At 63.8% G+C, this 12,703-nt stretch carries 11 protein-coding genes; 7 read left to right on the top strand and 4 right to left on the bottom strand.

Features of this window, described 5'->3' with window-relative positions; genetic code table 11:
* Window positions 1-10: 10 nt before the first annotated feature.
* From kdpB to A9971_RS20560, 4 genes are all read left to right on the top strand, one after another.
* Window positions 11-2,095, top strand: a complete 2,085-nt coding sequence (kdpB, locus tag A9971_RS20575) for a potassium-transporting ATPase subunit KdpB (protein ID WP_182999942.1) — start codon at window positions 11-13, stop codon at window positions 2,093-2,095.
* A gap of 36 nt (window positions 2,096-2,131) precedes the next feature.
* Window positions 2,132-2,677: a potassium-transporting ATPase subunit KdpC gene (gene kdpC / locus A9971_RS20570; RefSeq protein ID WP_011062567.1), complete on the top strand. Its 546-nt coding sequence runs from the start codon at window positions 2,132-2,134 to the stop codon at window positions 2,675-2,677.
* 122 nt (window positions 2,678-2,799) lie between these two features.
* Window positions 2,800-5,451 carry a sensor histidine kinase KdpD gene (locus A9971_RS20565; RefSeq protein ID WP_182999941.1) on the top strand — a complete coding sequence of 884 codons (2,652 nt, stop codon included), beginning with the start codon at window positions 2,800-2,802 and terminating at the stop codon, window positions 5,449-5,451.
* 101 nt (window positions 5,452-5,552) lie between these two features.
* Window positions 5,553-6,248 (top strand): response regulator, encoded by a 696-nt coding sequence (locus A9971_RS20560; RefSeq protein ID WP_011062565.1) that lies wholly within the window; start codon window positions 5,553-5,555, stop codon window positions 6,246-6,248.
* Between the two features lie 15 nt (window positions 6,249-6,263).
* Here A9971_RS20560 and A9971_RS20555 read toward each other — a convergent pair whose 3' ends face one another.
* Window positions 6,264-7,298 (bottom strand): patatin-like phospholipase family protein, encoded by a 1,035-nt coding sequence (locus A9971_RS20555; protein ID WP_011062564.1) that lies wholly within the window; start codon window positions 7,296-7,298, stop codon window positions 6,264-6,266.
* 219 nt (window positions 7,299-7,517) lie between these two features.
* On the opposite strand from A9971_RS20555, the gene A9971_RS20550 reads away from it, so the two are divergent.
* The 3 genes from A9971_RS20550 (at window position 7,518) to A9971_RS20540 (ending at window position 9,614) form a co-directional block, all read left to right on the top strand.
* Window positions 7,518-7,796, top strand: coding sequence for a hypothetical protein (locus A9971_RS20550; protein WP_011062563.1), 279 nt, complete (start codon window positions 7,518-7,520; stop codon window positions 7,794-7,796).
* Between the two features lie 143 nt (window positions 7,797-7,939).
* A complete protein-coding gene (locus A9971_RS20545) occupies window positions 7,940-8,707 on the top strand; it encodes a CHAD domain-containing protein (RefSeq protein WP_011062562.1) in 768 nt (255 codons plus the stop codon).
* Between the two features lie 109 nt (window positions 8,708-8,816).
* Window positions 8,817-9,614, top strand: coding sequence for an acyl-CoA thioesterase II (locus A9971_RS20540; protein WP_182999940.1), 798 nt, complete (start codon window positions 8,817-8,819; stop codon window positions 9,612-9,614).
* A 4-nt stretch (window positions 9,615-9,618) separates the two neighbouring features.
* Here A9971_RS20540 and A9971_RS20535 read toward each other — a convergent pair whose 3' ends face one another.
* The 3 genes from A9971_RS20535 to A9971_RS20525 all read right to left on the bottom strand — a co-directional run bounded on the left by A9971_RS20535 (window position 9,619) and on the right by A9971_RS20525 (window position 12,474).
* The gene (locus A9971_RS20535; protein WP_026019949.1) at window positions 9,619-9,981 is read right to left on the bottom strand and encodes a terminase; all 363 of its coding nucleotides are present in this window, start codon (window positions 9,979-9,981) and stop codon (window positions 9,619-9,621) included.
* Window positions 9,982-10,100: 119 nt separating this feature from the next.
* Window positions 10,101-11,582 (bottom strand): methyl-accepting chemotaxis protein, encoded by a 1,482-nt coding sequence (locus A9971_RS20530; RefSeq protein WP_182999939.1) that lies wholly within the window; start codon window positions 11,580-11,582, stop codon window positions 10,101-10,103.
* Window positions 11,583-11,667: 85 nt separating this feature from the next.
* Window positions 11,668-12,474 (bottom strand): TatD family hydrolase, encoded by an 807-nt coding sequence (locus tag A9971_RS20525; RefSeq protein WP_011062558.1) that lies wholly within the window; start codon window positions 12,472-12,474, stop codon window positions 11,668-11,670.
* Between the last annotated feature and the right edge of the window lie 229 nt (window positions 12,475-12,703).

The raw sequence follows: 12,703 nt of genomic DNA, 5'->3' as shown, positions 1-12,703 counted from the left end.
GGACCTGATGATGAATATGCATGTTCCTGCCTCGAACAAAGCCGCCGATGCGCTCGCCAAGAGCCAGCCGGCCAAGGCCGAAGTGGCGAGTACCGCAATCTCTGCCCTGTGGCGCCCGGCGCTGATCCAGGCTTTCGTCAAGCTTGACCCGCGCCAGTTGCAGCGCTCGCCAGTGATGCTGGTGGTGGAACTGACAGCGATCCTGACCACCGTGCTGTGTTTCATTCCGGACACCGCAGTGCCGACCTTCGTCGCCGCCCAGATTGCTCTCTGGCTATGGTTCACCGTGCTCTTTGCCAACTTCGCCGAGGCCCTGGCGGAAGGCCGCGGCAAGGCTCGCGCCGACAGCCTCAAGGCCGGCAGTGAGGGCTTGAGCGCCCGCCGCCGGGCCAGCGACGGCAGCTATCAGCTGGTGCCGGCGGTCAATCTGCGCAAAGGCGACGTGGTGCGGGTCGAAGCCGGCGAAATGATTCCCGGCGATGGCGAGGTGATCGAAGGTATCGCCGCGGTCAACGAAGCGGCAATCACTGGTGAATCGGCTCCGGTGATCCGGGAATCCGGCGGTGATCGTTCGGCGGTGACCGGCAATACCCGGCTGGTCTCCGACTGGCTGCTGGTGCGCATTACCAGCAACCCTGGCGAGTCGACCCTGGACCGCATGATCGCTCTGGTGGAAGGCGCCAAGCGGCAGAAGACACCGAACGAAGTGGCCCTGGATATCCTGCTGATCGGCCTGACCCTGATCTTCCTGCTGGTGGTGGTGACCCTGCAGCCCTTCGCCCACTTTGCCAATGGCAGCCTGCCGCTGGTGTTCCTGGTGGCGCTGCTGGTGACCCTGATCCCCACCACCATCGGCGGCCTGCTCTCGGCCATCGGGATTGCCGGGATGGACCGCCTGGTGCGCTTGAACGTGATCGCCAAGTCCGGGCGTGCGGTGGAGGCGGCGGGGGACGTGCACGTGTTGCTGCTGGACAAGACCGGCACCATCACTTTCGGTAACCGCCGTTGCAGCGCCATCTACCCGGCGCCGGGCGTCAGTGCCCAGGTACTGGCCGAAGCGGCTTTGATGGCCTCCCTGGCGGACGACACCGCCGAAGGCAAGTCCATCGTCGAGTACCTGCGGGAGCTTTATCCACAGCCCGAGCCGGGCAGCGATCTGCTGACGGTAGTGCCTTTCAGCGCTGAAACCCGACTGTCCGGGGTCGATTACCAGGGCCGGGTCTATCGCAAGGGGGCAGTGGATTCGGTGTTGAGTTTCGTCGGCCTCAAACGCAGCGAGCTGGCACCGGCCCTGTCCCGGGAGATCGACAAGATCGCCCAGAGCGGCGGCACCCCGCTGCTGGTCTGTGCCGAGGGCCGGATGCTCGGCGCCATTCACCTCAAGGACGTGGTCAAGCCCGGCATTCGCGAGCGTTTCGCCGAGTTGCGCAAGCTGGGTATCCGTACCGTGATGGTGACCGGCGACAACCCGCTGACCGCCGCGGCCATTGCCGCCGAAGCCGGAGTCGACGATGTGCTGGCCGAGGCCACGCCGGAGAAGAAGCTGGCGCGCATTCGCCACGAGCAAAACGACGGGCGTCTGGTGGCCATGTGCGGTGACGGCGCCAACGACGCACCGGCATTGGCCCAGGCCGATGTCGGCATGGCCATGAACGACGGCACCCAGGCGGCGCGCGAAGCGGCCAACATGGTCGACCTGGACAGCGACCCGACCAAGCTGCTGGATGTGGTGCAGATCGGCAAGGAGCTGCTGGTGACCCGGGGTGCCCTGACCACCTTCTCCATCGCCAACGACGTGGCCAAGTACTTCGCCATCCTGCCGGCACTGTTCGCGGCGATTTATCCACAGCTGGGGGTGCTCAACATCATGGGGCTGGCCAGCCCGCAGAGCGCAATCCTTTCGGCCATTGTGTTCAACGCCCTGATCATCGTGGTGCTGATCCCCCTGGCATTGCGTGGGGTGCGGGTACAGGCGGCCAGTGCCGCGCACCTGCTGCGGCGCAACCTGTTGATCTACGGCGTGGGTGGCATTGTCGTGCCCTTTGTCGGGATCAAGCTGATCGACATGCTGTTGACTGCGTTGCACCTGGTGTAACCGGACTGCAGATCTGAGCGAATCGAGGAGTGAGAAATGACTAGCGTAGTGCGTCCGGCCTTGAGCCTGATTGTGTTGATGACCCTGATCACCGGTGTGGCCTATCCCCTGGTGGTGACCGGCGTGGCCCAGTTGGCCTTCCCGGAACAGGCCAATGGCAGCCTGGTGCGCGATGCCGACGGCAGGGTGCGGGGTTCGGCCCTGATCGCCCAGGATTTCGTCGGTGATGCCTGGTTCCATCCGCGCCCTTCGGCGGGGGCCTTTGCCACGGTATCCAGCTCTGCCAGCAACCTGGCGCCGAGCAACCCGGCCCTGGCCACGCGGGTGATCGAGGATGCCGGCAAGCTCCTGGTACCGGGGCAGGGGCCGGTGCCCCTGGCATTGCTGACCACTTCGGGCAGCGGCCTCGATCCACACTTGCCACCGCAGGCAATTGACTATCAACTGGCGCGGGTCGCGGCGGCGCGCAACCTGTCGCCAGCCAAGTTGCAGGCCCTGGTGGACGCCCATATAGAGCAGCCGCTGGTGGGGCCGCCGGTGGTGAATGTACTGGCCCTGAACCTGGCCCTGGAACAGCTGTAGCCGTGCCGAACCTGCGAGGCTGCAAAATGCCCCGCAGGGGCTTCCAGCCCCAGGGAGCGCTGGCAAACGCAACTGAAGTGAGCGCAGATTGAACCGAATGTCTTGTCGCAGAGAGATAACCCATGAGTGATTCCGGTCGCGCCGACGCGCTGCTAGCCGAGCTGCCACGGGACGGCCGCGGCCGGCTCAAGGTGTTCCTGGGCGCCGCCCCCGGGGTTGGCAAGACCTACGCCATGCTCCAGGCGGCCCATAGCCAACTGCGCCAAGGGGTCAAGGTGCTTGCCGGGGTGGTGGAGACCCACGGCCGCGCCGAGACCGAAGCCTTGTTGAGCGGGCTGCCCCAGCAGCCCTTGGTGCGTTCGGAATACCGTGGCGTATTGCTGGAGGAAATGGACCTCGACGGCCTGCTCAAGGCCAAGCCCAAGCTGGTACTGGTGGACGAACTGGCCCACAGCAATGCCCCGGGCAGCCGGCACGCCAAGCGCTGGCAGGACATTCAGGAGTTGCTGGCGGCCGGGATCGACGTCTTCACCACGGTCAATGTCCAGCACCTGGAAAGCCTCAATGACCAGGTGCGCGGCATTACCGGGGTCCAGGTGCGCGAAACCCTGCCTGACTGGGTGCTGCAAGAGGCCTATGAGTTGCTGCTGGTGGACTTGCCGCCCCGAGAGCTGCTGGAGCGTCTGCGGGACGGCAAGGTCTACGTGCCGGAGCAGGCGCGGGCGGCCATCGATGCATTTTTCACCCAGACCAACCTCACCGCCCTGCGCGAACTGGCGATGCAGACCGCCGCCGCCCAGGTGGACAACGACCTGGCCCAGGGCTATCGCCAGTTGGGGCAGGCGGCACCGGCGGTGCGCGGGCGGTTGCTGGTGGGTATCGACGGCGATGCCCAGGCCGAGCGGCTGGTACGTCACGCCAGCCGTGTGGCTCAGCGTCGCCACCTGCCCTGGAGCCTGGTGCATGTGGATAACGGCCGGTTGCGCGACGAGCAGGCACGCTTGCGCTTGCAGGCTGCTCAACAACTGGCCGAGCGCCTGGGCGGGGAAGTGGTCTTGTTGCGCGCCGGCGAGGTGGCCAAGACCTTGATCCAGCACGCCGCGGAGCGTCGCGCCAGCCTGCTGCTGGTGGGGCAGTCCAGGCGCCGCTGGCGCCGGCGCTGGTTCGGTGGCGGCTTGGCGGCGCGCTTGCTGCGCAATGCCGATGGCCTGGAGATCAATGTCCTGGACAGCGAGCCCCAGCCACATCAGCCGGGCCTGCGGGTCAAGCATTCGCTGATCTGGTTCGACTACGCCCTGGCAGTCCTGGCCACCCTCCTGGCCAGCGCCCTGGCCTGGGGGGTGGCCAGTGTCCTGCCGTTGCCGAACATCTCCCTGGTGTTCCTCGCCGCGGTGCTGCTGGTGGCGGTGCGCAGCAGCCTGGGGCCGGCCCTGGCTTGCGCGGCGCTGTCCTTTCTCAGTTATGACTTCCTGTTCATTCCGCCGAACTTCTCCCTGGCCATCCAGCGGGAAGAAGATGTACTGACCCTGCTGTTCTTCCTGCTCATGGCCGCGCTGACCGGCAATCTGGCGGCCCGCCAGCGCCGGCAGTTGCAGGCGTTGCGCGATACCCAGGAGGAAACCGGCGAGCTCCTGGACCTGTCGCGCAAGTTGACTGCCGCCACTGACCGACAAGCGGTGATCAGCGCCGCGGCCCAGCATTTGAATGGTCGCGACGAGTTGCGTGTCTGCCTGATCAACCGCGACGGGCAGGGTGGATGGAAAGTCGAGACCGGTGGTTCGCCGCAGTTCTCCGAGGCCGAGCGCGCGGCGGCCGACTGGGCCTGGCAGCATGACCAGCCGGCGGGGCTGGGCACCGGGACCTTGCCCTTTGGTCGATGGTGGTGGTGGCCGCTGTCGGTGGATGACGGGCCCCTGGGGTTGCTCGGTGTCTGCCCCCGTGAGGGCGAGGAGTTCAGCGGCCAGCGCCGGCGCCTGCTCACTGCGCTCAGCCAGCCACTGGCCCAGGCCCTGGCACGGGCGCGGCTGGCCGAGGACCTGGAAGCGGCGAGGCTGCACGGGGAGACCGAACAGTTGCGCAGCGCCTTGCTGGCTTCGGTATCCCATGACCTGCGCACACCGCTGACCTCAATGCGCGGCAGTATCGACAGCCTGCTGGCCCTGGGGGAAGCGATCCCCCTGGAAGATCGGCGAGAGCTGCTGGAGGGCACGCGGGATGAGGCCGAGCGCCTGGACCGCTATATACAGAACCTGCTGGACATGACCCGGCTCGGCCATGGGGCCCTGAAGCTGGCCCGGGACTGGGTCGCGCCGGGGGATATCGTCGGCAGTGCCCTGAACCGCCTGCGGGCGGTGCTGGCGCCGTTGCAAGTGGCCACCGAACTGCCAGCGGACTTGCCCTTGCTCTACGTTCATGCGGCGCTGATCGAGCAGGCGCTGGTCAATGTGCTGGAGAATGCTGCCCGCTTCTCGCCACCCCATGGTCATCTGCAGTTGAAAGTCAGTGCCAGCGAGCAGGAATTGAGCTTCGCCGTCAGTGATGAGGGCCCGGGGATTCCCGAGGATGAGCGGGCAAAGATCTTCGACATGTTCTACACCGCTGCCCGTGGCGACCGCGGCGGGCAAGGCACCGGCCTGGGCCTGGCGATATGCCAGGGCATGGTCGGCGCCCATGGCGGGCATATCAGTGTCGCCGAGGGCATTGGCGGCAAGGGGACATGCATCACCTTGCACCTGCCGTTGCAGACCCAGCCGGAGCTTGAGTCCGACCTGTGAATACCTGTAGAACGCGCTGCGGCCTTGCCGCGTCAGCGCCACACGGATGCGGCATGCCTTGCGCTACGCTTTTGCCTCTTAATTTGTCTTGAACTGAAACCATGAGCCAGACCGCGACCATCCTGGTCATCGACGACGAGCCGCAGATTCGCAAGTTCCTGCGCATCAGCCTGGCGTCCCAGGGATACAAAGTGATTGAAGCCGGGACCGGCACCGAAGGCCTGGCCCAGGCCGCCTTGAACAAGCCGGACCTGCTGGTACTTGATTTGGGGCTGCCGGACATGGATGGGCAGCAGGTGCTGCGCGAGTTTCGCGAGTGGTCGGCGGTGCCGGTGCTGGTGCTTTCGGTGCGTGCCAGCGAGTTGCAGAAGGTCGAGGCGCTGGATGGTGGTGCCAACGACTATGTGACCAAACCTTTCGGTATCCAGGAGTTCCTGGCGCGGATTCGCGCCCTGTTGCGCCAGGCGCCGAGCGGGGAAGTGCAGGAGGCGGCGTTGCAAGTGGGGCCGCTGACGGTCGACCTGGCTTATCGGCGGGTGCTGCTGGACGGTGTCGAAGTGGCCCTGACCCGCAAGGAGTATGCGGTGCTGGCCCAGCTGGCGCGGCACCCGGGGCGGGTGATTACCCAGCAGCAACTGCTCAAGGACATCTGGGGCCCGACCCACACCGAGGACAGTCATTACCTGCGGATCGTGGTCGGGCACTTGCGCCAGAAGCTGGCGGACGATCCGACCCGGCCACGCTTCATCGTCACCGAGGCGGGGGTCGGCTATCGCCTGCTGGGCGCCGATTCCTGAGTTTCCGGCCTTTCGCTACTGGTCCTGCTCGTAGCGGTCCAGGGTATCGCTGGCAATCTCACGGCCCAGGGCGATCAGCTCCGGCGCCTTGTAGAACTCGAAGAAGCGGCAGACGCGCTTGGGCACGTTGATGAGGATATCGGGCGGGTAACCGGCGATCTTGTACTGCGCCAGGGAGGTCTGCATGACCTCGAAGCTCTGGTTGACCAGGTCCAGCAATGACGCCGGGCCGACGTTGTCGATGATGAAGGAGCCGCTGGCGGATTTCGGCGCGCCGTCGGTTTGCGGCGCGGCGGCCGGTTGCTGGGCTTCCGGTTCGGCGCCCTCGACCCATGGATTGATCTCCGCGGCTTCGCTCTTGAAGGCTTCCTGCTCGAGCAGTAGCAGTTGTTCGGCCTGCTTGCGGCGAAACGGCAGGTGTGAGCCCAGGGAGTTGATCAGGCTGTCAAAGCGGCTCTTGAACGCGGGTGGGCGCTGGATCACCGGTAACTGGTAGTGGCGCTGGTTGGTGGAGTTGAGGTTCACCGCAATGATCAGGTCGCAGTGGCTGGAAACCACCGGAACGATGGGTAGCGGGTTGAGCAGGCCGCCGTCCACCAGCATGCGGTTGCCCTGCATGACCGGGGTGAACAGGCTGGGGATCGCGGCGGAAGCACGCATGGCCTGATGCAGGCAGCCTTCCTGGAACCAGATTTCCTGCTGGTTGGTCAGGTCGGTGGCGACGGCGGTATAGGGGATGCGCAGGTCTTCGATGTTCACTTCGCCGACGATCTTGCGGATCTGGCCGAAGACTTTCTCGCCGCGAATCGCCCCCAGCCGAAAGCTCACGTCCACCAGGCGCAGCACGTCGAGGTAGTCCAGGCTTTCGATCCATTCCCGGTACTCGGCGAGCTTACCTGCGGCGTAGATACCGCCGACCACCGCGCCCATCGAGCAGCCGGCAATGCAGGCGATGTCATAACCGCGTTTTTCGATTTCCTCGATGACGCCGATATGGGCGTAACCGCGAGCGCCCCCCGACCCAAGGACCAATGCGACACGTTTGCTCATGATTCGTCCCTTCGACAAACAGGCTGCAACAATGCACCCATAGCGCCTCGTGGTTCAATTGCTGATGCGCTGCGGGGCCTGTGAGTTTTTTTCTAGGGCCGCCGGGGCCGCGAGGCTATGCTCCTGCAGCTATATTTTCCAAGGGGTGGGACTGGCACTTTTTCCTGCGGCCATCGTCTTAACCTGTACGACTGTTTTCCCTATCTTGAGGTGTCATCGATGAAAGCCTGGATCTGCCTGCCCCTGATTGCGTTGGTATTGACCGGTTGTGCAGGCAAGACTGCCTACCGTGACAGTTGCGGCACGCAGCTGGACGCTGCCTGGCACGAGCTGGACCTGGCCAAGGCCGAAGGTTTCGCTGGCACCGTGAGCTACTCCAAGGCGTTGTCGCTGCTGACCGGCGCCAAGACCCAGCAGCAGTTCGAAGCCTTCGAAGGCTGCACCAACAAGGCCGAGAAGGCGCGTTTCTACATTCGTGAATCCCGGGCCGGGCGCTGAGCCGCGACAACCGCTAAGCTGGTCCGACAATCATCACCGCGAACCTGAATGATCTGGCGCAATGCCTGTCGCCGGTTCGCGGTGCCATTCTTGGAACTGGATAAGCCGAAGTCAGGCTTTTGACTCGTGTTGGGGAAGCCTTGATGTCTGCCTTGGTTGATCGTTTGGTGGCTCAGGTTCTGGGCCTGGAAGTGAGTTTGCTGGCTTGTCAGGCCCGCTTGTCGGCTGCCACGGATGCCGAGGCCTTGCATGATCTGCGCATCAGCGTGCGACGCTTGCGCAGCCTGTTGCGCCCGTTGCGTGGCCTGCCAGGAGTGGAGCAACTGGAAGCCGCGGCCAGCGAAGTGGGGCGGGTGACCACGCCGATTCGTGATCGTGAAGTATTGGCGGCCTATCTGCATCAGCATGGCCAGCATGCTGCTGCCGACCGTCGTACCTCACAGCTGTTGCATGAGTACTCGGCAGTGGCCGCGGGGGCGGAATTGGCGCAGTTGTTTCTGGTGCTGGATGCCTTCCCCAGGTTCCTCCGGGCCTCTGAGCGCCAAGGTTTGCTGCGGGGCCTGCGCGGCAGTATCGAAAAACGCCTGGCCAAGCAGTGGAAAGCCTTGGGCCAGGCGCTGCTGGACCCTGCCCACGACCGTCATCGCCTGCGTCTGCTGATCAAGCGGGTGCGTTACGCCGCCGATGCCTATCCCGAGTTGGATCGCTTGCCCTCCCAGGCGATGAAGCGCCTCAAGGCGGCTCAGAGCGCCCTGGGCGATTGGCATGATTGCTGGCAATGGCTGGCCCAGGCCGAGCAGCAACTGGATTTACTGCCCTGTGTGGCGGTCTGGCGCAGAACCATGCTCAAGGCCGAGGCCCGCTCCGATCAGGTGCTGGAGCAACTGCATCGCGATTGCTTCAAGCGGTGAGGGCCAAAGGGCGGCTTATCTGTCCGCTGCTTTGGCCGGAATAATGGCTGTGTGGCTCTGCGACGCTGGTTAAGATCCCTCAGTCTATTTTTTGTCCCCCGAGGTTTTCATGCGTTTCTACGATTTGCTCGAAGCCGTTCGCGGCCAGCCCCAGACGCTGACCATTCCGGCGGAATGGGCCCAGGGGCGCGCCAGTTTCGGTGGCCTGGTGGTTGCTCTGCAGTATGAAGCGATGCGGGCCAAGGTTGCGGCGGACCGCCCCGTGCGGTCGCTGGCGGTCACCTTTGTCGGCCCGGTGGCGCCAGATGTGCCGGTCAGTTTCGAGGTGGATGTGCTGCGCGAAGGCAAGGCCGTCAGCCAGGTACTGGGGCGGGTCATGCAGGAGGGGCAGGTGGTGACTCTGGTGCAGGGCAGTTTTGGCGCTTCCCGTGAATCGTCCGTCAGTGTGGCCGCCGAACCAGCGCCCGAAATGAAACACTGGGATGACTGCCAGGAGCTGCCTTATATCCAGGGCGTGACGCCGGAGTTCATGCGTCATCTGGCAATGCGCTGGAGCATCGGTGGCCTGCCATTCACTGGCAATCGCTCCCGCGATATGGGCGGTTGGGTGCGCTTGCGTGGGGATGTGAAGGAAGAACCGGTCACCGAGGCGCATATCCTGGCGCTGGTGGATGCCTGGCCGCCGGCGCTGTTGCCGCACCTGACGAAGCCCGCTGCGGGCAGCACCCTGACCTGGACCATCGAGTTCGTCCAGCCGTTGCTGGAACTGAGCACTCTGGACTGGTGCAAGTACCGGGTGGAAATCGAACACGCGCGTGACGGCTACGGGCATGCGGCAGCGGCCTTGTGGAATGCTGAGGGCCAGTTGATCGCCCTGAGCCGCCAGACGGTGACCATCTTCGCCTGAGCCGTCAGTGCCGGTGGCGCTGCAACCAGGCACGCCACCAGGCACCGCTCAGGACAAAGCGCGGAAAGGTCACGAACTGTTCCACCAGCAGCCGTTGCACGGCATCCTTGCGATCACTGAAGGGCTCGGCGGCCTGGGCCTCCAGGCTGTGTCCGTGGCGCTGCAGGCCCAGGGCTGCGAGGATGCCGACCACACCGATGGCCAGGCTCAGGAAGCTCAAGGAAAACACGCCCGAAACAATCAGCAGAAAGCCGATGATGAATAGCGGTACGGCAATCAGGTGCAATACCAGATTGGCAGGGTGCTGGTGATTCTGCGGGTAGACGCGCCATTGCCAGGCGGGGAGGTTGGGGTGACGTTTGCCCATGATGATCATCCTTAGTTCTTGAAGACTCATGAACCAAGGATAGGGGCCAGTTGGGATGGCGGCGAATCAAGGCTGGCTATCGGTGCGATAGCCAGTGGAGGGGGGTAGAGGCACTCGGATCAGAGTTTCAGCTGGCCTATGGCTTTGCTCAACTCACCGGCCAGGGTCGCCAGTTCACTGCTGGTGGTGGCCGAGGCAACGGTCTGTTGCACGGTGTTCTCGGTGACATCGCGAATGCTCACCACCGCCCGGTTCATTTCTTCCGCTACCTGGCTCTGCTGTTCCGCTGCGACAGCGATCTGCGTGTTGCTTTCGCGCATCTGGGCTACGGCGCCGGTGATTTCCGCCAGTGCCGCGCCGGCTTCCTGGGCCTGTTGCACGCAGTCATCGGCCTTGAACGAGCTTTCCTGCATGAAATCCACAGCATCCCGGGTGCCGGCCTGCAGGGCCGAGACCATGCTGGTGATCTCGTCGGTGGAGGTCTGCACACGCTTGGCCAGGTTGCGCACTTCATCCGCTACCACGGCAAAACCGCGGCCCATTTCCCCTGCTCGAGCGGCTTCGATGGCGGCATTGAGTGCCAGCAGGTTGGTCTGCTCGGCGATGCTGTGGATAACGTTGACCACGCCATTGATCTTCTGGCTGTCCTCGGCGAGCTTCTGAATCATCTCGGCGGTCTGCTGCACGCCATTGGAAAGCCCGGCGATGGATTTCTGCACCCGGCCCACCACTTCATGGCCGGTACCGGCCAGGGTGTCGGCGGTCTGCGACAGGTCCCGGGTGGCACCGGCATGCTGGGCGATGTGATAGACGGTGGCGGACATCTCGTTGATGGCCGTGGCGGCCTGATCGGTTTCGCTCTGCTGGCCGAGCATGCCGTGGCGTACATCGTTCATGCTCGAGGCCAGGCGTGCGGCGCCCTGGTCCAGCTGCCGGGCGGTATTGGCCACGGTATTGACTACCCGCTGGTATCCCGCCTGCATGGCATTGAACGCGCTGGCCATCTGACCCACCTCGTCCTTGCAGGACAGCGGCACGCGAGCAGACAGGTCGCCGGTCTTCTCAACGTGCAGCATGACGTCCTTGAGGGTGTTGAGTTGGCTGAGGAGAAAACGGATCAGCAACTGCGAGGCGCAGAGCATGGCGAACATCAGGATGAACACTGCGACGGCGTAATTGGTGAAACGATCGCTGAAGACCTGGGCCAGGCTCGGGGCGTAGGCCAGTACGGCGACCTGCTGGCCGTCGGCGCGCTGGATCACGTCAGCGCCCAGTAGCGGGTTTTCACCGAACAGCGGCATAGGGTTGAACTCGACCCAGCCGTTGGCGCCGTTGAGTTCGCTGAGAGTCTGCTCGTTGAGGCTGGGTGTCTGCTCCCGGGAGAAATACAGCAGGTGTTCGGCGCTGGGCAGCGCCTGTCCGACGGGCCAGGCGCCGAGCAGCTTCGCCTCGGCCTGGGCGGCAGCCTGGGCTGTCTGGCTGCGAGCCTGTTGCTCCAGTTGCACGGCGTACAGCACCAATAACAAGGTCGTGACGAAGGCGACTGCATTGACCGCCCAGAATTTGTACTTCAGCGAGATATTGCTAAGCCAGGCACCCATGGAAGGTCTTCTCTGATTGAGCGAAACAGTATTGGCAAGGTGCCATTATTGTGCCGCCATGATCTCGGAAAAATCTTGATGTGGGTCAAGCAATCTCTGGCAAGCGAAAAAACGCCCGAGAGCAGGCGGTACTGTGGCTTGCAAGGTCTTCCAGGGTTTCACCGCGGTGCAACGCAACTTCTCGTAAAACCTCGGTCAGATAGGCCGGTTCGTTACGACCATTTTTCGGCTTTGGCCGCAAGCTGCGGGGTAGCAGGTAGGGGGCATCGCTTTCCAGCATCAGGCGCCCGCGGGGGATGTCGCGTACCAGCGGGTGCAGGTGGGTGCCGCGGCGTTCGTCGCAGATCCAGCCTGTGATGCCGATGTGCAGGTCCAAATCGAGGTAGCTGAACAGGGCCTTTTGTTCACCGGTAAAGCAGTGGACTACAGCAGCCGGCAAGCGATCACGGAAATCCCGCAGGATGTCCAGCAAGCGCAGGTTGGCGTCACGTTCGTGGAGAAACACTGGCAACTGCAACTCGACAGCCAGGGCCAGGTGTTCTTCCAGGACTTTTTCCTGTTGCGGGCGGGGAGAGAAGTCCCGGTTGAAGTCCAGGCCGCATTCGCCCACGGCGCGTACCCGCGGCTCTCCAAGTAGAGCGCGCAAGCGTCGCGGGCTGTCGGCATTCCAGTCGCTGGCGCTGTGGGGATGCAGCCCGGCGGTGGCAAACAGTCTCTGCCCGTCGGCGTCCAGTTTCTGGCACAACTCCAGGGCCTGTTCACTGCCTTCGACGCTGGTTCCGGTGAGGACCAACTGGCACACCCCAGCCTCATAAGCACGATTGAGAACGGCTTGGTGTTTTTCGGCAAAACTGGGATTGGTCAGGTTGACGCCGATATCGATGAGTTGCATGGTGCTATCTCCGCCTGCGGCCGGAAAGCATATCAGAGCTGTAGATTTATAAGAAAAACCAAGAACTACAACGAGTTATAGCTGTCTTTTGCTGCCGGACCAGAGCAACGGCCACGTTCTTCAGCGCCATTGCACGGGTCTTTCGCAGCTTGCCAGCGCTCAAGGCGCTCTGTTTCTGGCAATCAATTCTTCAAAAAGCGACGAAGGGTTGAACAGTATTCTTTGCGGA

This window comes from Pseudomonas sp. UME65 (assembly GCF_014170225.1).
Taxonomy (GTDB): domain Bacteria; phylum Pseudomonadota; class Gammaproteobacteria; order Pseudomonadales; family Pseudomonadaceae; genus Aquipseudomonas; species Aquipseudomonas protegens.
Note: the sequence above shows the minus strand (reverse complement) of the source record. Positions and strands in the feature narration are given on the sequence as shown.